This window comes from Cytobacillus dafuensis (genome assembly GCF_007995155.1).
Lineage (GTDB): Bacteria > Bacillota > Bacilli > Bacillales > Cytobacillaceae > Cytobacillus > Cytobacillus dafuensis.
Map to the genome: position 1 here is coordinate 4,293,806 of NZ_CP042593.1, position 21,959 is coordinate 4,315,764.

Below are 21,959 nucleotides of genomic sequence, written 5' to 3' on the forward strand. Positions count from 1 at the left end.
ATCTATTATTATCTAACAAAAAACCGGCACTGGCAAAATGGAAAAATACCCACTAGCCAATAACCGGCTGTACGCTTACCTAAATAAGCTACACTACTAGTATAATGCTTATTTCTTTATTTGCCTGTTCATCGAACGTTATATTTAACAGATTCTTTTGTACTAGATTGCATAGTACAAAAGATATATATAAATTACAATTTCATCCCATTAAGTTAGACGTAATTTTCTAAACAAAAGCAAAAAAATCCCGAATTTCCTCAATAGGAATTTCGGGATTTTCATATGCATTTATCGCAGATTAACGGGCAGTAAGACCCCCACTTCAAGGTTGCGAGAGAATCAAAGAAACTTAAGTGGGGGATTAACTGCCCGTTAAAGCCCGATTGGTTCAACTAACCATCAGTGGGGGATGAAAGAAAACCCCCACTGATGGAAGTTTCACTCTATTGTTTTATTGACAATGCCCTTTCAAAATCCTCTTTTACACGATTTAAAAGATCAGTGTCCGTTAATAGGCGATAACCAGTAGATGCGAGTACTTTTGCCCCTTTAATTAATGCTTCATTGCCAAGAGAAGATTTTGCTGCTTCTCTGAATTCGATTGTATGGGCGATAAGATCATCTGGCCCAATTTTGATATAAGGGTGGGCTGTAGGGACTACATAACTAATATTCCCTGCATCAGTAGAACCTTTTCCTCTCCCTTCCTCGGTTTTAACTATTTCGCCAACTGCTTCTAATTCTTCATGTAATACTGCATCCAAAACTGAATTTAAGACAAAATCTTTCACTTCATTTTGGAAACGTTCGATTTTGACTTTCGCTCCAGCTGCAAGTGCAGCTCCTTCAGCAATTGCCTGCACTTTTGCTGATACTTCTTCCGTTCTCTTCCAGGTTTCAGCGCGGATAAAGAAACGCGCTGATGCATAATCTGGAATGATGTTCGGGGCATCACCTCCATGGGTGATGATCCCGTGAATCCGGACATCGGAAGGAAGCTGCTGCCGTAAGGCATTAATACCATTAAACAACTGAATGACCGCGTCGAGTGCATTGACCCCCTTTTCTGGTGAACCTGAAGCATGCGCTGCTTTTCCGTAAAAATGAAAATCTAGGGGATCAACAGCAAGAGTCTCACTTGTTAATGACGTTTTTCCTGATGGATGAATCATTAGGGCTGCATCAATATCCTTCAAGAACCCATGTTTGACGAAGCTGCCTTTTGCACTGCCATTCGGACCGCCTTCCTCTGCAGGTGTCCCTAAAACGACGACACGCCCTCCTGTTTCAGCAAGTGTTTCGGAAAGGGCTATCCCTGCGGCAACGCTTGTCGTTCCAATAATGTTATGACCACATGCATGACCTAACCCTGGCAGTGCATCGTATTCAGCAAGAAACGCTACAGTTGGGCCTGGTATCCCACTGTCCTTCACTGCATAAAAGGATGTTTCATGCCCTGCAACAGCTGTCGTCACTTCAAAACCTTCCTTTATTAGAAGTGAAATGTGTAGTTTACTCGCAAAGTATTCCTGGTTACCAATTTCGGGATTTGCATGAATAGACTGGCTTGTTTCAATATAGTTTTCACTGTTTGACTCAATGGATTCTGTAATTAAGTCAATACCAGATAATGTTGTACTCATTTATAACTCCTCCTTATAAGCCTTTATATACTTCAAGCAGTTCTTTTTTTGAAATATCGACGATCGATGATCCGCCGTTCGTATCAGCTTCAACAGCTTTTTTCACATCTTCATCATGGTATAGCTCAACAATACGGAGCAAAGTTTCATTGTTAACATCTTCAGCACGAGCAGCAAAGACATTTACATATGGCAAAGCGTTTTTATCATTACCGTCTTCAAGGAAAATGGGGTCATTGACTGGATCGAATCCAGCTTGACCAGCTACACCGTTATTAATGACTGATGCAGCCACGTCAGGAAGCACGCGCGGTGTTTGCTGTGCAACGATCGGGAAAATATCCAGTTTCTTCGGATTTTCAACAATTTTTGAAGGATCACCAAACAATCCAAAATCGTCAGCTAACTTGATAAGCCCTGCGGATTCAAGCAGCTTTAATGCACGTGCTTGGTTGGATGGATCGTCTGGAATGGCGATACGTGCTCCGTCTTCAATATCGTTAATGTCCTTCAGTTTTTCTGAATAGATTCCCATCGGTGCGATAAGTGTAGCCCCTATTGGTACTAAGTCCACTTTGTTTTCTTTCGTAAATTGGCTAAGGAACGCAATATGCTGGAAGGAGTTGAGGTCAATATCCCCATCCGCTAATGCTTGGTTTGGAAGAGTGTAATCAGAAAACTCAACAAGTTCAATTTCAATGCCTTCAGCTTTTGCTTTTTTCTTTAGTATCGGCCATACTTCACCGTCCGTGCCCGTAACACCGATTTTCACTTTAACCGTATCAGAACCTTTTCCTGATGTATCCTTGCTGCAAGCAGCTAGTGCCCATACTGCTGTTAGTGCTAATAAAAAGATGATGATTTTTTTCATGAGGTGATCTCCTTTTTAATATAAAATTTGTTTACTTGCGAAATCTTTATTAACGCCGCATGATTTTTCTTGATAATGTATTTCCAAACCATTGAGCGAACTGAACAAGAATGATTAGTATGACTACCGTAACGAGCATCACGCTGCCGTCAAACCGCTGATATCCATATGTCATGGCCACGTGACCGAGTCCACCTCCGCCAACAGTACCAGCCATCGCTGAAAAGTCGATCAAACTGATGGTGACGAACGTCAAACCAAGGATAAGCGGGCCAAGAGCTTCTGGAATCAGCACCGTAAAGATGATTTGAAAGGGACTGGCTCCCATCGCTTTAGCTGCCTCAACGACACCCGGGTCGATGCTCATTAAATTATTTTCTACAATCCTTGCAATTCCGAACGAGGCGGCAATCGTCATAGGGAAAATCGCTGCCCAAGTTCCAATTGTCGTACCGATAATCGCACGGGTTAATGGGCTAATGGCGACAAGGAAAATAATGAATGGGATTGGCCTTATAATGTTGATAAGAATGTTTAATGTTTGGAATAACAACTGGTTTTCTAAGATGTTTCCTTTTCTTGTGACATAAAGTAGTAAACCAATGCTAATCCCTAAGATAGAGCCAAAGATGAGTGTTGCGATGACCATAAGGATTGTCTCACCTGTCGATTCCACTATCCTTGGCCAAAATGTATTCCAATCAACTCTCATGAATTTCAACCTCCTCAATCTCTACCGTGCTTTTCAGTTCAGCAATCACGAATTCGATTGCTTGTGCATCCCCTTCAAATGAAACTAACAGATTTCCGAAGAATTTCTCCTGAAGTTCGCGAACTGAACCGTACACAATGTTAAAATGAATGCCAAACTTCTGCGTGATATGTGAGAGGATAGGATCACTTGCCACTTCTCCTTTAAAAATAACCCGATAAAGCTTTTGTCCTCCTTTTGCACGCCATTCCTTTAACAACGTATCAGACGGACGATCCTGCTGGACAGATTGGATGAACCGCTGTGTCGTCGGATGCTGTGGATTGCTAAATGTATCAAAGACAGAGCCCATTTCGATGACTGCCCCTTCCTCCATGACTGCTACCCGGTCGCAGATTGATTGGATGACGTGCATCTCATGCGTAATTAGCAGAATCGTGATACCAAGTTCTTTATTTACTTTTTTTAAGAGACGAAGAATTTCTCCTGTTGTGTCCGGATCTAAGGCGGACGTTGCTTCATCACAAATTAGAATATCGGGCGATGTTGCAAGGGCACGGGCAATTCCGACACGCTGTTTTTGACCTCCGGAAAGCTGCTCTGGGTAATCATTTGCTTTATCGCTTAGGCCGACAAACCGTAAAAGTTCCTCTACCCGTTCACTGATTTCCTTTTTCGGAGTACCTGCAAGCTTTAAAGGATAAGCCACATTACCTGCCACTGTACGGGATGTAAACAAGTTGAAATTTTGAAAGATCATACCGATTCGACGGCGCAGCTTCCTCAGATCTTTTTGGGAAAGGGTAGCGATATCCACCCCCTGTACCTGAACTGATCCGGCAGTTGGCTGTTCAAGCATATTGACAAGACGAAGTAATGTACTTTTTCCCGCGCCACTAAAACCAATAATTCCGAAAATTTCTCCTTGAGCAATAGATAGTGATACCTCCTTTACCGCCTGCACCTCCCGATTGCCGAGCCGGAACGTCTTAGCGGCTTGTTTAAACTCAATCATGTATTGTCCTCCTCGTGCTAAATTGATTCTATGCAGACAATAAGTCGCAGCCATCTACCTTCCTTTTTTTTGAACGAAAAAAAGCCCTCTTCTTTTCTCATCCGTAAGAAAAAAAGAGGGCTCCATTATGAAACCATCTCCGTTCTCATCTTCCAAATGCCTAAGGCATTTGCAGGAATTGGCACAGTGTTCATTTGTCATGAACCTGCTGCCGAGATGTCATAGGGCCTGTCCCTCGATCTCTCTGGATAAGAAAGTGATGTATTGCTATTCGATTGTTGCAAGAATTAGTTATTACTATATTTGAGTATTTATAGAAAGTCAACAACTTTTTTTAAATTTAGAACAGTCAAATTTAGCATGTATTCTTTTTTGTCAATAACCTATACTATCCAACAAGATGCTAATTTACGAAGGAGTTGTTGACTTGTGAACGCTACTAAAAATTGCGATTTTTCACCAATGAAACAGCTATTGTCAGAAAAAATACAGCAAATCACTAATGAACTCCAACAAAGCTTGGAGATACTAGGAAACGAAAACAAGTGTCTCTTAGGGAAACTAGAGGAAATAAAGGAAAAATTCATTAAAATGGAATCAGTCGCTGCTTCCTTTTACTTAAACTGTTATTTATCAGCTTTTACAGATAAATATGCAGATTTATCCATTTGTGTACAGCGGCTGTCCGATCGACGTCATGGTGCATTGATTGTGGTGGAACGCAGTGACCCCCTTGACCCTTTCATCCAAAAAGGAACGGCTATAGGAGCCACTATAACCCCTGCATTATTAGAGGCTATTTTTTACCCTGGGAACCCGCTCCATGATGGTGCTGTACTGATTCGTAATAATCATATCGTTTCAGCAGCAAATGTTCTTCCTCTCACACATGCAGTTATAGGAGAAAAGAAACTTGGCACGCGTCATCGCGCAGCACTAGGTTTGACGGAGCAAAGCGATGCTCTTGTCCTCGTTGTTTCAGAAGAGACTGGCAGAGTTTCCTTTACTTTAAACGGAAAACTTTATCCAGTTACTACAGCAGGATCTTTACCATAACCAACTTTTTTACATACAAATAAAGAATCATCCTTCAACTACATATCTGCATGGCAAAATCAGAATGAATAAAGAAAAAAACATAAAAATTATCGAATTGTTCCTTTCTCACAAACCTTTACCGGTAGCCATGCATGTTGAAATAATGTAAAGAAAAAAGGCAAAAAGGAGCTTCCAAATAGCTTAAAAGCGTTTGGAAAGCTCCTTTTTATTTTATTTAAATGAGATGGTATTTGTTTTGTGCATTTCACTCATAAAGGTTGAACCCAGCAAAAGAATCGCACCAATAATTTGCAGGTCCGTCATTTTTTCACCAATAATCATAATTGAGATCACCAGTGAAGCAAGTGGGTCAATATAGCTTAAAATAACTATACTTTGTCCTTTTAGTTTACGCATTCCTAAAAAGAAAAGATAAAATCCAATACCTGCATGGAAAAGGCCAATGTTATGAGTAAAGCAAGTGATGTCATATCGATTTGCAGCACGTTTTCCTCTCACTTCTAATTCCCACTTTCTACATGTAAATAGTCGTACATACATGTACAGTAGAATCTATTGAGGATTAGCAAGCTTTTATTGAATGCCTAAACAGTAGATTCTACTGCGCAGACATTTTTGGGGGAGAAATTGATCGCAACATAAATATCCCTCCTCGTGTGCTGTCATTATAGCATTGTGAACGAACTTCCATTACATAAGTAAATTTCTTTTCCCACAATTTCAGGTTATCTTTTTTATAAAATGGTATCATCAACCCTTATTATAAATGACCTTGTTCTCGTTACTTTCAAAGCCATCTTAGAGGATGAGGTTAGTCGTTTTTTAGTATTAAGTATGCAAAACTTTTACTATATCATCTTCCATTTTTCTAGGTTCAGTTGTTGGTGAATATCGTTCAACCACGAGTCCATTTCGGTCAACGAGAAATTTTGTGAAATTCCATTTTATATTTTTGTACAAAATACCACTCTTTTGTTCTTTTAAATAGGTATACAAAGGATGTGCGTTTTCTCCATTTACATCAATTTTAGCAAAAATCGGAAAGGTAACCCCATAATTGCTTTGGCAAAACTGTAAAGTTTCCTCAATATGATCGAATTCCTGTTTTTTAAATTGATCGCAAGGAAAACCTAAGATCTCAAGACCGTGAACTGAATATTTTTCGTAAAGTTTCTGCAGTCCATCAAACTGGGGAGTAAACCCGCACTTGCTGGCTGTATTCACAATGAGCAGAGTTTTTCCCTCATAATCCCTCAATGATTTTTCATTACCATCCGTCATTTTTACATTAAAATCGTATACCGTTCTCAAATAAATCCTCCTTACAAATAATATTCTTTAAGTTGCTTCAAAAAAGATTGATCAAAATAGATTCATTCCTAATGCAAATATAACAAATAAATTTTTAAAAAATGACTGATAAAACTTCATCCAATTAAGCTAGCTGCAATTTTCTAAACAAAAAAGGATTCGTTCCAAAAAATCCTTGAAACGAATCCTTTTTCCTCATCAGAAGTTACTTCTTACGAACCTAAGATCCTAACACAAAAAACATATATCTACTCATGCCTTCCGCCAAAAATATTGCTGCTAATGCGATATATGCAAAAGATAAAGATACTTTCTTATTTTTTGAGATGGATAAATATCCTAGAAGTCCCACTCCGATCACTTCAATAATCCAGCGAAGAGCTACCGTTCCTTGATAGCCTTCTAAAGTGGCAATAGCATTTGTTCCAGCTATCATGTTTACCTCTGGAACAACGGTTGGAAATAATGCAAGTCCAACTAGTTGGACAGCTATTCCTAAAATTGAAATAGAGAAGGAATACTTAACAAAGTGCTGTGCTAATGTTTGATTTTCCTTTTTGCGCAATATTGGTACGATCAAACTGGCAGCTAATACTGGTCCTAACACGATAGCTGTTCCAATAAAAGAAGTGTAGGTGTTAATAGAATTCCAACCGCTCACTAGCGAATTTGCATAAATGGCTCCCATGAAAAATATATCAACGATACCGATAATGGAAGCAATAAGTAATAGCCAAAGATTGACCTTTTTCTGAACAAAACCTAAAACCGTCGTTACACTAATCGCCCCTATAAAGAGTCCTGTCGCTAAAATCTCACGACTCATCCAAGAAGAACCTAAATGACGAATTGCATTCAATGCATTTTCAGGTGCTCCTAAGTGAGCAAAGGAAGCACCTAATCCAACGAGAGATAGCCCAGCAAAAACAACGAGGGGCATCTTCATCACAAGAAATGTCTGTTCTTCTCCAGTCTCAGAAATCTTTTTATAGAAAATTGCAAGCATGATCGTTCCGCCTATCGCAGCCTGCATACAAACAGTAAATATTAATAACGCCCATTCATTCACGATTGAACCCTCCTTTAGTTAGCATGTTTGTGTGGAGTAATAATAATATTTGGATTTGTAATAGAAGCACTTGGCATTCCTTTTACTTCATGAACATCACCATATTTCTTGCGCAGATCATCGATTGGTCCAACTTCGATTGCTCTCACTGGACAAGCCCCTTCACAGGCAGGTCTATCGCCTTTTTCCAATAGGTCAATACATAAATTACACTTCGTCATCTTTCCTAATTCATCATTATATTGAGGAGCACCATATGGACAATTCCATTCGCAATATTTGCAGCCAACACATTTATCATGGTCAACTGTGACTACTCCATCTTCATCTCGCTTAGACATAGCTCCTGTTGGACATCCTTTTACACACCCTGGATCATCACAATGATTACATGAGATGGATAGATAATAGGATTGAACATTATTGATAAAAGTGCCATTGTTATTCACAGTAAATGTCCCATTTTCGAATGGGTAGACACGTCTGAAATTTATACCAACCTCATTATCATTTTTGTCTTTACAAGCAATTACACATGCTTTACAACCTATACAACGAGATTGATCTATATAGAAACCAAGCTGTATTGCCATGTTTTATCCCCTCCTTTTTATGCCTTTTCAACTTCAGCTAAATTAGTATGCTGTGGATTCCCTTTTGCTAACGGTGACGGTTCTTGCGTTGTAAGTGTGTTGATGGCTCCTCTTATATCCACACCATCTTTGTCAGATGTATGCCAAGCGCCTTGAGGGATGGCTATTACACCTGGAATAATCCGGTTTGTTACGACAACCGGAATCTTAACAATTCCCCTATCATTAAATACTTTGGCAAGATCTCCATTCTTTATGTTCCGCTTATTGGCATCAATTGGATTCATCCACATAATTTGTTTTCCGGCCTCTTCCATCCAAGGGTTATTATCCATTGTCGAGTGGCAACGCCTTTTGTAATGCCAACCGATTAATTGGAGTGGATATTTTTCTCTTAAGCTGCTTTCTGGGCCCTCGTTTACAGCAATGTGTTTTGGAATAGCTGGTATATCTTCATGTTTTTCCATATCCCATAGCTGCTTAGAGAAAATTTCTATCTTTCCTGATGGTGTTAGGAATGGGTTATTCGCAGGATCGTTAATTTGAGCTTCAAATCCAATTGTTGGTTTATCAAACTTCCATTTATGGATTCCTTGCTTTTTCATTTGCTCCCAAGTCGGGAAAGATGGATCTTGTTTACGTGTTTCCTCAACAACCCATTTTGCCCAATCCTCTTCCGTTTTTCCTTCCGTAAATTCCTTCTCAACGCCCATCTTTTTCGCTAACATTGTTAACCATTCATAATCAGACTTTGATTCATATAAGTTATCAATTACCTTTTGAGATAGAATAGCATAATCACCATATGTCCACGGTACGGCAACATCATACCGTTCAAAGAATGTATTCGATGGCAGAAGAATGTCAGCAAACTTCGCTGAAGGTGTCATAAAAATATCACTGACAACAATAAATTCAACCAAGTTTTCATCCTCTAGAATTTTCTTCGTTTTATTGATATCCCCATGTTGATTGATTAAAACATTGCTTGCCATATTGTAGATTAGTTTAATGTTATTAGGTAAAGTTGCACCTTCTTTTAACCCTTTCACACCATCCTCTGCTGACATTTCCGTTCCGCGTGTGACAGCATCTGTCCAAAGGAAACAAGGAATTGAAAGTCCTAGCGGGTTTGGTATATTCGGAACAGCAGCCACACTTGTTCGTCCGAAATATCCTGCACCAGAAGCCCACCCTCCATTTACGCCTATATTACCTGTTAATGATGCTAAAACCGTGCTGCCTCGAACAATCTGCTCCCCATTCATGTGGCGCTGAGGACCCCAGCCTTGGATCAACGCTGCAGGCTTAGCTGTTGCGTACTCACGAGCTAACTGACGAATTTTATTGGCCGGTAAACCACAAATTTTTTCGGCCCATTCTGGAGTTTTCGGAATTCCATCCTTTTCACCTAAAACATAACTTTGAAGAGATTCACCTTGTGGAACTCCTTCTGGCATATGGCTTTCATCATGGCCAACACAAAACTTATCCAAAAACTCCTTATTGTGTAAGTTTTCCGTAAGAATGACATATGTCATAGCATCCATCAAAGCATTATCAGTTGTAGGCCGAATCGGGAACCACTCATCTGCCAATGCAACAGCGGAATCGGATTGACGAGGATCCACTACATAAATTTTCGCCCCTGCCTCTTTTGCTTTCTGTAAATAGAAATTAGTTGGTGATCCGAAAATCGTTTCTGCTGGATTAAATCCCCATAAAATAATTAATTGTGAATTCACTAATGAATCCAAGCTGCTTCCAGTATTTCCAGTTCCAAAGGTATACGGTGTGGCATTTGAAGTTTGAGCTGTACTATAGGTGTTGAAATAGCCAAGGTAACCGCCTGTCATTCCCATTAATTTATTAAACATCATACGGCCACTAGCGATTCCTCCCCAGTTTCCGGAACCATAATTACTATAAAGGGCTGATCGACCATATTTTTTTGTAATTCTTTCTGTTTCTTTATAAATGGTTTCAATCGCTTCATCCCAAGTTATTCTTTCAAACTCCCCTTCACCTCGTTTACCAACCCTTTTCATTGGATATTTTAAGCGGTCAGGATGATATACGAATTGACGATAACTACGGCCACGTAAGCAAGCACGAATTTGAGGGCAGCTAAGAGAATCTTCGCTAGCATTATCTGTTGAAATACGAACAATCGTACCATCTTTAACGTGTGCTTTAACTAAGCAACGGCCCCCACAGTTCAATGTTCCACATGTAGGAATGACTACCTCTTCTTCAACACTTTCGGCAGCGCTTACATTTTCGGATAGTTTTTTCGTAGCATATACTCCTCCTAACATAGTTGGAGCTGTAGCTGCACCGGTCCATTTTAAAAATGTTCTGCGTGGCATTGTTTGATTTGCAATCTTTTTGAACAAATTCTCACTCATTGCCTAATACCTCCTTAATCCCGCTCATATATTGATAATCTTGCTTGATAAATTCTCTTAAGAATTGAGCTAAACCCTTATAAAAGGCACTAGTAGTAAAAGAAAGAATATCTTCTGTAAAGGGTTCTGCCCATTTAACTAAATGATCATCTAAAAGCAGAAATTGATAATGTAATGCCCTACTAAACTCTTTCTCATTCTCTTCGTTTATAGACTTTAGTGATTTGTCGATTAGATGACTCATAAATTCTAATTCAAGAGAAATATGATCCTCAGGCTCTTTATTTTCCTCCTCATAATTGAGATTGAATATCTTTAGTTTTTCTCTCATCTTAAGGGTTGGTTCTCCAAAAAGCAGTCTTTCTCTCGTTCGGTAAACAGACTCCCAAGGTGGAGCAGGAATATGTTCAGGTCCGAAAAATAACCGTAAAAAGTTCTCCTTTTCCTTTTCAAAAATCTCTTCCACTTTCTGTGAAGATAACTCTGAAAAGAAAAGACGAAAGTGCTCATCTGAAATGATAGACTTAAAGGATAATTGCTCTTTCCATATGTTCAGTACCTCTTTCAATATTGGATTGCTGAATGCTGTACAGAGGAATTCATATTGAGACTTCCTGTCCTTCATCATCGATATGAGATTACTATTTTCTGAATGCTCCATCCGCGTCACCACTTTCTATTGCAAGATAGTTTTTCCCTCCTAAACCAATTCATGTGAAATTTTTCACATAATAAAATAAAAAAAACATGGTTCATAGAACCTTTCTAAGAGAATCTCCTCCTCTAACTCCATTCTAAATAAAGATGTGCACAATATGGAGTGTGGATTCATACATACCTATATAGCTACTTTTGTGATTGTGTAACAGTTATTTTGATGGGGTTTAGGAATGATGGTGACTGATTTTTGAAAGATTAGATTCATTCCAACTTAATTTCAAATATTAGGAGTTAACTATTCTCAATTGCTGGCAAAAAAAACAGCTTAGAATCATTTTTCTAAGCCAGGTTTTCTTATAATATTTGATTAAGTGTGGACAAAGGAGTATATTCCTACCGCAATGGTTAAAATTAATAAATCATTTATATCTTGCAGCTGCAATCCCGTTATGTCTTCTATTTTTTTTAAACGATTACGTAACGTATTCGGATGAACGTATAATGTTTCAGATACTTCACTGATTTTCCCTTGGTGCTGAATATAAGCCTGCAATGTTTTTATATACTCTGTTCCATTTTCTCGATCTCCTTCAATTAAAGTCGATAAGTACTCTAGACTGAAATCATAAAGAAGTTCGTGCTGAATATGAATAAGTAGACGAAAAATCCCTAAATTATTTATATGAAAAATATTTTTATTATTTTCAAACCAACTTTGACCAAATTGTAAAGCTAGTTTTGCTTCTTGATAGCTTTTATTTAAGTTAATCGTATCTTGATACCATTTTCCAATGCCAATCTTAAATCGAATATTAGACCATTTGCTAGATAGTGATTTCTCTATATGGCTAATGGTCTCTACCACATAGTTTTTCCTCTCGCTGTTGATCCGTTCTTCTGCATCTTCGAGTAAGAGGATGATTTGATCTTGAAACGGAAAAACAATGATCGTTTCCTTCATAGTAGCTGCTTCAGCCTCTAAAAATAAGATTATCTCCTCTAGCCAATTCATATTTGTCATGAATTCATCCGAGAGTTCAATATTTAATATTAGTAAATGGTGAGGCTTTTCCAAGTTCCATCCCCATGTTTTTCCTTGTTTAATCATCACCTTCTTTGACTCAAATTTATGAAAAAGAAGGTCGTAAATAAAATGCTCTTTAAATATTTCTTGCTGCTCTTCAAAAATCCCTTGAGTTTGTAACGAAAGTGCCGTTAAACCTACTAATTTATCGACCATCCTTTTTTGCCAGCTTAATAATTGAGCGGAGGCTAATAAACTATGATTCATAAATTCAGATATTTGTATCGTGTACACTTGAAAGGAGCCCTCTACATCCGTATTCAAATTTGAATATTCCCCATTTTTCAGTTTCCGGCGATGAATATTGAACCATCGATTCGCCTCTTGCAATTCTTCTTTCTCCCCAGTTTGCCATAGTATCTGTTCATTCTGATCAAAGTATAGTAAAGGTGTATTTAGTCCCTTGGACAACTCCGAAGCTAAGCTAATAAATCCTTTTTCCATAAAACCTTGTAGTTCGATACTCAATTGACTATATGGGTATAGAAATTCATTTGTTTGCTGAAACACGTGTATTAATGAGTGGTCAGGCACTTGAATAATTGGTAACTGACATTCTAGAAAATGAGTAAATACCTCTTCTTGAATAATGATAGGGTCAGGATGACATAGAACCATTCCTATAAGATTCGGGTCTTGAATCAATCGAATCGTTATTTCCGTTTCATTAAGCTTTTTCCACTCGTCATAATTTTTGAGGATTATTAATGTTGGTCTTTCAAGCAATTGTCCAGGTATGTTATCAAGGATCGTTTCATAATGAACCAGCTCCTTTGGCAATGACGTAATATAAGTTAGTTGAGACAACGGAATATAGATTAATAAGTCCTGTAAAGAATTTTTCATATCGGATTGCATCCTTCTCGTAAAAAAATCTGTCCCTTTTGTTTTTCAAAAATAAATATGGAAGGGTTCGTATATTTGACAATGGGAATATTCAAGTTATTAAGAGTGTAAGATTTAATATTATTTGTATTTACCTTTATCATACTCAGGGCTCCTGTAAGACAGTTTTCTATACAGACAGGCTTTAAGCCTTTATCAATTCGTTCTACACAAAAATTGCATTTATCTGCCCTATTTGTTTTTGGATTTAATTTCAGAGCATGAAACGGACAAGCCTTCATACATCTTTTACACGATTTACAATTCGTTGAATTATGTATAACGATTCCATCTTGGCGCTTTTGAAAATTATTCTCCGGACAAATCAAGACACACACTGGATTTCTGCAATGATTACAGGAGATAGATAAGTGAACGTTTGTTTCAGATAACTCTGTATCATATGAGATCACCTTTCTTCGATATACTCCATTAAGGGCATTATATTCATTGCAGGCCATCTCACAGCTTTTACAATTAATACATTTATTAAGATCAATGTAAAACATCCATTGAGAGGTCATAGATAGACTCCTCCTCCCAGCTATAATAAACTATTATTAAATAATATTTTATTATAACAATCAGAAAATGACGTATTCTTCCAACGACAAAATGATGAACTTTCAAAATACGTTGGTGACATAACGGAGGATTAAACTACATGAATGACTTTAAAGTAAACCTGGTTAAACAAGTTTGTCCAAGAAACGGAAAATAATCGACTTGTTCATTTAACTGGTGATACCCACCACCCATATTCAAAGGGAAAGCTTTGTGCGAAGGGATATGCTTATACAGAAAGAAATAATCATCCTAATCGCCTAAAGAAACCGGGATAAAGTTTCCGATATAACCAGTGGGTATATTTCCTTATTTTTCACAATATCCCTTATATTTACAAAGTTCACACAAAATCAACACAATCCCTTAAAAAAGAATTGCTAGGTTAATAGTGAAAAAAAAATTTTTTGAGGAGGAGTGTTGTGGATGAAATCGAAATTTTTACTGTCTTTGTCTCTAATTACGTCACTAATACTTAGTATGGTCTCTCCGGCACAATCATCGAAACAGGATGAGTCACAGACGATCATTGAGGCCGAACCTATTGACGTTCAGATTCTCGCCATCACGGATTTCCATGGCTACCTCGCGCCGACCACCGGTGCGGACGCCGCTCTGAAAACTCAAGACGGCCAAACCCTTACAGTGGGCGGTGCCGCATACCTGTCCACCCACCTCAACAACGCTGCCGAAGGGCAACAAAACTCCATCCGCGTCTCCAATGGCGACAATTTCTCCGGATGGCCATGGCAGACCATGTTCTCCCGGGACGAGCCCACCGTGGAGTTCCTAAACTACCTAGGTATCGATGTTTCTTCCGCGGGGAACCACGAGCTGGACATCTCATGGGACTTTTTGACGTCTCACATGATGGAGGGCAAGTGCATCGGCGAGGTTGGCGTGGACTCATGCTTCGAAACCTCGAATGGTGAAGCGTTCGCGGGAATGAATTTCCCCGTGATTTCCAGCAACATTTACCCGGCTAATGGCTCGCAGAAGAACCCCGCATCCATGCTGCCATCCACGTACGTCCACGAGGTCACGGGCGCAGACGGAACTCGGTCCAAGGTGGGGTTCATCGGCGTGACCGCACCGGACTCGGAACGGATTTTCTCTTCGTACCAGGTTGACCAGATGGTGGTGGGAAGCATGCTCCCAGCCGTCAACCGGGCGGCTGATGACCTGAAGGGTAAGGGCATCGAAGCCATTGTTCTGCTCGCCCATGAGGGGGACTGGAATTCCAGCACGTACAACGAGTGCGCCGTGAGCGGCGGTCCGCTCAAACGTCTTGCCTCACAGGCTTCCTCGGCTATTGACGTGGTGGTGGGAGGCCACTGGCACTCCGCGGCAAGCTGTGTTGTGCAAGATCCTGACGGCAATCCGCGACCGGTCATTACTCCCGGCCATCATGGCAGGACCTTCGGCGATATTCGTTTTCAGATCGACCCGGCCAACGCCGACATTGATCGGACGAGTATCACGGCAAAGAACATTCCGGTGACCCGCGACGTTCCTGCTGACCCGACCGTTTCGCACATGGTCGACCATTGGAATGCGGTGGCCAGCGCGCGTTGGGCTCAGCCCCTCGGAACGATTGCGGAAGACATCACGGCCACTAAGGATGCCGACGGCGAGTCCGAGATCGGGAACTTGGTTGCCGACGCCTACCTGGACATTGCTCAGGGACTCAAGCAGAAGAAAGGCACTGTTGATCTAGCGATTACTCACCCGCGCCAGGTTCGTAATCCGCTCACCTACAAAGCCGGATCGAATCCCAGCGACAGCAACGGAACCATCCTGTTTGGAGAAAGCTGGACGGTTCAGGGATCGGCTTCGTCGATCGTGACCATTTCGGTCAAGGGCAAGCAGCTTCGCGAGCTCTTTGAGCAGCAGTGGCAACTGGACCAGAACTCTAAGGAGACCTATGTTCCGTTGTCAGTTTCCAGCAACGTGAACGTGGAGCTGGATCCATGGCTCTTGCACGGTATCCGAGTGACGGATCTGAAGGTCAACGGTAAGGATGTCAAAGACAACGTCACGTATCGCGTGGCCGTTCCGTCCCGAATTGCGCTTGGCATGGACGGCTTCACGGCGCTGAAGTCCGGCACCGACCCTGTTCGCAGCGACATGGATTACTGGGCCTTCCAGGACTGGATATCCCAACAGGGCACTATTAGCGCTCCGGAGCTGGGCCGCGTGAACTATGCCGTAACGGAGTAGTTCCGTCCAACCCGCCGAGTGGCGACTTATGCACGGTTCCGGGTTGTTACTTTGACCGATAATTTGCGTATATTATAAGTGTTATTTTGCACATCCAGGTTTTAAAAACCCAGCTACCTTCTTTACATAAGAAGATTAGCTGGGTTTCTTAATTATTTACATTCAATCCTAGTAAAAAAGCTACTGCTCCTTGTACAGCAATACGATTGCGCCCGATCGACTATTTTATTAAATGCTGAGTGAGGCTGGTGGAACCTGTTTAATCTTTTTTATTAATTCATGTTAAATCTCTGTTTAAAATTGAAATCCAATTCAAATAGATTTTGTTTATCTGTTAAATATTTGAAATCAGCATACGTTCTTTCTTTGTTTGACATTTCATCTATAAATGGAGAGTAAGTACGGAAAAACATTTTGTTTTTCTTTTCATCAAATTCCACAAATCTGAGCCAGCCATTTCCTCCTCTGTAACTTCCCTGGTAATCGATAAGCATTTGAATGACATCGGTTCCTGCAGCGTTCTGTTTAACTCTGTGAACTGCACCCGTATAATGTCCGTTAACTGTCATAAACACTTGATTGTGATCATTTACAAGTTCATCCCAAATCAGGCGGCCCTTATCCGAGTCTTCGGCAATAGGTTTATTATTTTCATAGTCAGGATATATAATATCGTGGGAAACGATAATAGTCGGACTATTTTTATGTTGATTCAAAACACTTTTTGACCAATCCAAGTCTTTTTCTAAGTTTTTCATATCAACCATTAAGAATAAATATTCGTAGCTCCCTGCCTTAACTATTGCATAAGACCCATATCCAGAAGGAGAACTTCCCTTATAGTACTCTTTATTCTTAAATCGTTCTGGTCCATAATATGTTAAGAAAGGGTCTCCACTCGCATAATCATGATTCCCTGCAGTTATCATATAGGGAGTGTCTTTTTTATCTAAATAGGAAATGGCTTCGAGAGAATTTTTCCATTGTATTTCTGTATCCCAATCAACAATGTCTCCGACAAATGCGTTCATTACAATTTGATTCTTTTTGCTGTTATTAGCAATCCATTTCATTTGGCTGTTAAAAATCTCCGGATTGAGATTTGAGTATTTCTGCGTATCTGGAACAAAAAGAAAATTATAATTATTTTTATCTGTTAGGAATGGAATTTTATCGTTTGTTCCTTCAACTTGTTGTTCATCACGAGCATCTTGAATAAGCCATTCTTTTTCATTCAATGCCTCATTAGCAATTCTTATTTCTTGGATGTTACCTGCAAAAAGTGAATCTAATTCATTTGCCCACTCAGAAGCACCAATGTTCCAGCCTTTACCTTCTACAGATGCAATGCCTTTCACTACTTCTGATTTTCCGTAATCGCTGACACTATTCACCGTTAAAGCCGTCGTTTGCCCGTCATTAACTACCGCCAAATGGTACCATTCATCACTATTTAAAGAACGAGACCAGTTGGTCACATTATAGTTTAGATTAGTTGAATGGCTTGTCCATTGGACTTCTTGAGCGTTAGATATAGATAATGTAGTAAGTATTTCTTTCTCGCCTTCTATCTTGCCAAGGTCAGCAGCCTGCCCTTGTCTAGTTAGCATTCCCATCCAGCTATGTAAACGATAATCGAAATTACTTGGTAATTTAAAAATAGCTTCTATTGTAAATCCATTTTTAAATTGTTCCGTATTAATAGGTGCATCTTTAATTGTTTTGAAATATCTTCCTACAGGAGCATTCTTATAATTAGCAAATTGTAAGCTGTCAACATTTTCTTGATCATAATAATCTTCTTCAGACCACTTTATTATATTGTCTAATTCTAGTGATGATTTATCTCCAATCGTCACTAACTCTAAATCATTCCCATTTTTACTTGCATCTTCAATAATTAAATTCCCGTTTTCAATTGATCCGGCTTTCACATGTTCTAGTGAAAATTTCCAATCTGCTACAATACTATCCTGTTCTTTCTGGGTTGCAGAACCCGAAGCCTCTGCAGGTGCAACAAAACTTGGAATCATCATACAAATGATCGATAAACCTATTATTGCATTTTTCATTCCCATAAACCGTTTCCTCCTTTTTAATTAATCCAACAATAGTGTATCAGCAACTTATTAATCTCGTTTTTAAATTAGGCTAATGTTTTGTAAATTACCTGTTATTCGTTCTTATGTGTATAGCGACAAAAAAGTTATTTCGTTTTTAAAACCTCAAACACGTATAACCCCGTTCTGATTTTAGGACGGAGCTAAAGAAAGGCCACCCGCCCCTGCAGGTGAACCCTTGTTTTCTATCTTCTCCTTATAAAGAGTTATAGAGTTTCCACAACACCTTGTCGATTCCATTTTCCAAAGACCCAACATACTAAACTGATTCAATTAAGGGTATGAAGTTAGCCGGTTTTAATTACGCCCAAGATCCCAAGGCATAAACGACTTTTCTACACTCCAACTAATATTAATATGTTTTATTGATATCATTGTTATTTATACAAATAATTTTCAATTTCTCTAAATTTACATATAGAAATACTAAAATATTAATAGTAAAATTTTTATTATATGTAAATATTAGGGGGTTCAATTTTGAAAAAGATTGTTAGCTTATTGACAGTGCTACTTTTGATCGTCTCTTTATTTTCACCACCGGAAAGTGCCCATGCGGAAAAAATAATTGTTAAATGGGGGAAAATTACTCTCAAGGAAGGACATATAGGGAAAGTAATAATCAATAAGGATACTCCATTGTATAAACTTGATACTAAAGAAAATAAACTAACCACTGTACGCACCCTAAAAAAGGGCGAAGAGTTTGGAGTCTATTCTAAAAAAACTGATGAAACTCACGGTCTCTTATATGGCCTAGGTTCAAGTCAATTTGTAAAGGACTCGAAATCTATCACTTATCAAACACCTTCTAAAGAGAAGAAAGAACTTGTTGGAAAAGAAAGAATTTGGCTAAGAAACCCTGATTTTTTTGCAAACAATAATGGGGAAACTGTAGACTTAAAAAATTTACAAGAGGCTGTTTTAATCAGCGAGGAACAAGACACTTTGCTCACCACCCTAAATATCAAAATTAAAATCGGAGAAAAATATTTCACAAATTCATACGTAGGTAAGGATATTGATGAAATTTATTTAACAACAAATCCGTTTAAAACATACAAATTTTCCGATACGATATGGAATCTCATCAAAAATGAAAAAGTACAGACAGGAATGACTGAGGATCAAGTATTATTATCTTGGGGGTACCCAAACGATGTAAACAGCTATGACTCAGAATATATCGCAATGGAACAGTGGATATATGGGGATATATTAGATGGTGCCGCCATTTATTTGTATTTTAATAATGGCACAGTAACATCTTGGCAAGAGTTCTAAAATTTATTGATCTTCTCTTAGAATTAGCTTTAAGTATCTTTTAATAGACTTGTTTATTGAGGCCGCAATTTATGCTTTTTTTTTATAGAAAAAATAGTGAGTCAAAAAAAATTATAAGTTAAATAGACCCAGAAAGTGATAGATTCTCGATTAATAAAGAGATCACTTACACTAAACACACCCGAAACTTTAAATATAATTCCTCTCACTTTTTTAACAGATTAGCGGTAACGAATAAGGGATATTCGTGCCCAAAGTGGTTCATTTAACCGATTAGCGGTAACGAATAAGTGATTTTCGTGCCCAAAGTGGTTCATTTCATGATAGTACTAACGCTGATTCAGCTGGAACGGAAAAAATGCTCAAAATAATTTATTGCATGCAGGACTTTATGATTCAAATGCGAATACCTTTTATTAGAAACATATAAAGTGAAACTTCCATCAGTGGGGGTTTTTCTTCATCCCCCACTGATGGTTAGTTGAACTAATCACGCTCAAAACGCCACATCCTGTGGCTTTCGCCTGACTAGGACATCGTGTCCGTCGTCGGGCATTTACGGGCAGTTGATCCCCCACTTACTCTTCTTTGCATACGCGAATCCTTGAAGTGGGGGTCTTACTGCCCGTTAATCTGCGATAAAGGGGGCGGTTTTTATGCAAATAAAAATAAGTAGTTGGTGGTACGGTATTTTATTTTAATGTAAAGGAGTTTTTTTATTGAACCAAGCATTATTGATTATTGATGCACAACAAGAACTGATTGAAGGTAAAGATGGTGAGCCATGTGTATTCAATAAAGATGATCTTCTCAACAATATTAATACAGTAATAGAAAAAGCGACGGAGATGGGTCACTTAATATTATTCATACGAGACCTAGATGTTGCAGAGGGTAAAGGAGAGGGATTTGAAATTCATCCACAAATCAAAGTACCTACTTCTGCCAAGATATTTAATAAAAAAGCGACGAATTCATTCTATGGAACACCATTATTAGAGGTACTTCATGATAACCAAATCGAACATCTAATCATAATGGGATGCAAAACAGAGTACTGCATTGATACGGCTGTAAGAGCTGCTACCGTAAGTGGATTTGATGTTACACTTGTTGAAGATGGACATTCAACAACTAGTAGCTTAACATTATCAGCTGAACAAATTATAAAACATCATAACAAAATCCTACATGGTCATGACAATGTTGACCATTTTTCAGTAGTGAGAAAAACAGAAGAGGATTTATTCCAACCGATCCATAACAATTATAGATAAAAATAAAATTCAAGTTATGGGGAAGGTTGTTTTATTAAACTTTAAAGTATTAATGATGTAGAATAAAAAGATCAGGAGATTCTTATTTTTCCTGATCTTTTTGTTTATTGGGTAATGGTAACATTTTTTTGTTCAAGTCACACAAATCAAAAATACCCCTAATATGAAGGGGCATTATTTTAACCGCAACGTTTCACCCAATTTTAAAACGGTTAATGCTTCTCTTGTTAGCTCTAGCCTATCCCATTCTTTATACATCCGTTCAAGTGCCTCTGGCCCAGTATCATCAGCTAGTCGGTAAGCCCCATAATGCATCGGTATAAACGTTTTTCCTTTCAATTCCAAAAATGCTTTGATCGCATCCTCTGGATTAATATGAGAGTCTTTCATAAACCACTCAGGTTCATACGCACCAATTGGCATTAAGACAATATCAAGATCAAATTTTTCACCAATCTCTTTAAATCCCCGGAAATATCCCGTATCACCTACAAAATAAATACGTTGGTCTAGCATTCTATCTACAAGTACCCAGCCACCCCAATGAGAGGTGTTTGTATCTGTTAAGCTTCTTTTTGTCCAATGTTGTGCCGGAACGAATATTATGTTCAATGAACCAAAACTAAATTCATCCCACCAGCTTGCCTCGGTTACATTTAGATATCCGCGTTCTGTAAAAGCTGACTTCAACCCAATCGGAACATAAAAAACTGGATTGCCTTTTAACTTCTTAATCGTGCCAAAATCAAGATGATCGTAATGACCATGCGAGATAAATACTACATCGATATTAGGCAACTCATCGATAGGAATACCAGGCTCTGTCATTCGTTTTTGAAATCCCATCCGTTGTGCCCAAACAGGATCGGTCAATATGTTGACACCATTCAACTGAATAAGAAAAGTCGAATGTCCAATCCAAGTGATTGAAGGCTCGGAACGATTTTCGTAAAGTCTCTTAATTTCCTTTGCATCATGTTGAGGAATTTGAACCGTTAAGTCCTTCTTTTTGGCTCGCCTTTCCTTTGACCAGCGAAGCATATCACCGAAACTCTTAGTAGTACTAACATTATCGTAATTTTCGTATCTTATTTTAGCCATGTATGTGATGGTCCCCCTCTTTAAGATTTGTTATACCACATAAATGGCCGAGGAGATACAAAAAAGCCTGACGGGCAATG

18 protein-coding genes, 1 pseudogene and 1 riboswitch are annotated in these 21,959 nt (G+C 38.9%); of the genes and pseudogenes, 5 read left to right on the plus strand and 14 right to left on the minus strand.

Features of this window, described 5'->3' with window-relative positions:
* Window positions 1-446 precede the first annotated feature (446 nt).
* The 4 genes from FSZ17_RS20510 to FSZ17_RS20525 are packed head-to-tail and all read right to left on the minus strand — an operon-like array spanning window position 447 to window position 4,244.
* A complete protein-coding gene (locus tag FSZ17_RS20510; protein ID WP_057773836.1) occupies window positions 447-1,646 on the minus strand; it encodes a M20 family metallopeptidase in 1,200 nt (399 codons plus the stop codon).
* Between the two features lie 13 nt (window positions 1,647-1,659).
* Window positions 1,660-2,517 carry a MetQ/NlpA family ABC transporter substrate-binding protein gene (locus tag FSZ17_RS20515; RefSeq protein ID WP_057773838.1) on the minus strand — a complete coding sequence of 286 codons (858 nt, stop codon included), beginning with the start codon at window positions 2,515-2,517 and terminating at the stop codon, window positions 1,660-1,662.
* 49 nt (window positions 2,518-2,566) lie between these two features.
* Entirely contained in the window at window positions 2,567-3,229 is a 663-nt protein-coding gene (locus FSZ17_RS20520; protein ID WP_057773840.1) for a methionine ABC transporter permease, read from the minus strand.
* Complete coding sequence (locus tag FSZ17_RS20525; protein WP_057773842.1) at window positions 3,219-4,244, minus strand: methionine ABC transporter ATP-binding protein; 1,026 nt, start codon at window positions 4,242-4,244, stop codon at window positions 3,219-3,221. Before FSZ17_RS20525 ends, FSZ17_RS20520 begins: the two co-directional genes overlap by 11 nt.
* 142 nt (window positions 4,245-4,386) lie before the next feature.
* A riboswitch (SAM riboswitch) is annotated at window positions 4,387-4,499 on the minus strand.
* A 174-nt stretch (window positions 4,500-4,673) separates the two neighbouring features.
* Here FSZ17_RS20525 and cdaS point away from each other — a divergent pair.
* Entirely contained in the window at window positions 4,674-5,300 is a 627-nt protein-coding gene (cdaS, locus tag FSZ17_RS20530) for a sporulation-specific diadenylate cyclase CdaS (protein ID WP_082625304.1), read from the plus strand.
* A gap of 213 nt (window positions 5,301-5,513) precedes the next feature.
* Here the strand turns inward: cdaS and FSZ17_RS20535 are convergent, their stop codons facing one another.
* From FSZ17_RS20535 to FSZ17_RS24145, 8 genes are all read right to left on the minus strand, one after another.
* Complete coding sequence (locus tag FSZ17_RS20535; RefSeq protein WP_057773844.1) at window positions 5,514-5,801, minus strand: DMT family transporter; 288 nt, start codon at window positions 5,799-5,801, stop codon at window positions 5,514-5,516.
* 330 nt (window positions 5,802-6,131) lie between these two features.
* Window positions 6,132-6,614, minus strand: coding sequence for a glutathione peroxidase (locus FSZ17_RS20540; RefSeq protein WP_057773847.1), 483 nt, complete (start codon window positions 6,612-6,614; stop codon window positions 6,132-6,134).
* 220 nt (window positions 6,615-6,834) lie between these two features.
* Window positions 6,835-7,683: a dimethyl sulfoxide reductase anchor subunit family protein gene (locus FSZ17_RS20545; protein WP_057773849.1), complete on the minus strand. Its 849-nt coding sequence runs from the start codon at window positions 7,681-7,683 to the stop codon at window positions 6,835-6,837.
* A gap of 14 nt (window positions 7,684-7,697) precedes the next feature.
* Window positions 7,698-8,276, minus strand: coding sequence for a DMSO/selenate family reductase complex B subunit (locus FSZ17_RS20550; RefSeq protein ID WP_057773851.1), 579 nt, complete (start codon window positions 8,274-8,276; stop codon window positions 7,698-7,700).
* 17 nt (window positions 8,277-8,293) lie between these two features.
* Complete coding sequence (locus tag FSZ17_RS20555; protein ID WP_057773853.1) at window positions 8,294-10,684, minus strand: DMSO/selenate family reductase complex A subunit; 2,391 nt, start codon at window positions 10,682-10,684, stop codon at window positions 8,294-8,296.
* The gene (locus FSZ17_RS20560) at window positions 10,677-11,345 is read right to left on the minus strand and encodes a TorD/DmsD family molecular chaperone (protein ID WP_057773855.1); all 669 of its coding nucleotides are present in this window, start codon (window positions 11,343-11,345) and stop codon (window positions 10,677-10,679) included. The genes FSZ17_RS20555 and FSZ17_RS20560 overlap by 8 nt, the downstream gene beginning before the upstream one ends.
* A 366-nt stretch (window positions 11,346-11,711) precedes the next feature.
* Window positions 11,712-13,274 carry a PucR family transcriptional regulator gene (locus tag FSZ17_RS20565; protein ID WP_057773857.1) on the minus strand — a complete coding sequence of 521 codons (1,563 nt, stop codon included), beginning with the start codon at window positions 13,272-13,274 and terminating at the stop codon, window positions 11,712-11,714.
* Window positions 13,271-13,837 (minus strand): 4Fe-4S dicluster domain-containing protein, encoded by a 567-nt coding sequence (locus FSZ17_RS24145; protein WP_057773860.1) that lies wholly within the window; start codon window positions 13,835-13,837, stop codon window positions 13,271-13,273. The genes FSZ17_RS20565 and FSZ17_RS24145 overlap by 4 nt, the downstream gene beginning before the upstream one ends.
* A gap of 195 nt (window positions 13,838-14,032) precedes the next feature.
* On the opposite strand from FSZ17_RS24145, the pseudogene FSZ17_RS24150 reads away from it, so the two are divergent.
* Window positions 14,033-14,155, plus strand: a pseudogene (locus FSZ17_RS24150) (hypothetical protein); the annotation flags it as partial.
* A gap of 148 nt (window positions 14,156-14,303) precedes the next feature.
* Window positions 14,304-16,097, plus strand: a complete 1,794-nt coding sequence (locus FSZ17_RS20580) for a bifunctional metallophosphatase/5'-nucleotidase (RefSeq protein ID WP_057773861.1) — start codon at window positions 14,304-14,306, stop codon at window positions 16,095-16,097.
* A gap of 272 nt (window positions 16,098-16,369) precedes the next feature.
* On the opposite strand, the gene FSZ17_RS20585 is transcribed toward FSZ17_RS20580, so the two are convergent.
* Complete coding sequence (locus FSZ17_RS20585; protein WP_228460245.1) at window positions 16,370-18,175, minus strand: LamG-like jellyroll fold domain-containing protein; 1,806 nt, start codon at window positions 18,173-18,175, stop codon at window positions 16,370-16,372.
* Between the two features lie 522 nt (window positions 18,176-18,697).
* On the opposite strand from FSZ17_RS20585, the gene FSZ17_RS20590 reads away from it, so the two are divergent.
* Both FSZ17_RS20590 and FSZ17_RS20595 read left to right on the plus strand, forming a co-directional pair.
* The gene (locus tag FSZ17_RS20590) at window positions 18,698-19,501 is read left to right on the plus strand and encodes a hypothetical protein (protein ID WP_057773864.1); all 804 of its coding nucleotides are present in this window, start codon (window positions 18,698-18,700) and stop codon (window positions 19,499-19,501) included.
* 719 nt (window positions 19,502-20,220) lie between these two features.
* Window positions 20,221-20,778: a cysteine hydrolase family protein gene (locus FSZ17_RS20595; RefSeq protein WP_057773865.1), complete on the plus strand. Its 558-nt coding sequence runs from the start codon at window positions 20,221-20,223 to the stop codon at window positions 20,776-20,778.
* Window positions 20,779-20,952: 174 nt separating this feature from the next.
* On the opposite strand, the gene FSZ17_RS20600 is transcribed toward FSZ17_RS20595, so the two are convergent.
* Window positions 20,953-21,879: an MBL fold metallo-hydrolase gene (locus FSZ17_RS20600; protein ID WP_057773868.1), complete on the minus strand. Its 927-nt coding sequence runs from the start codon at window positions 21,877-21,879 to the stop codon at window positions 20,953-20,955.
* Window positions 21,880-21,959 lie beyond the last annotated feature (80 nt).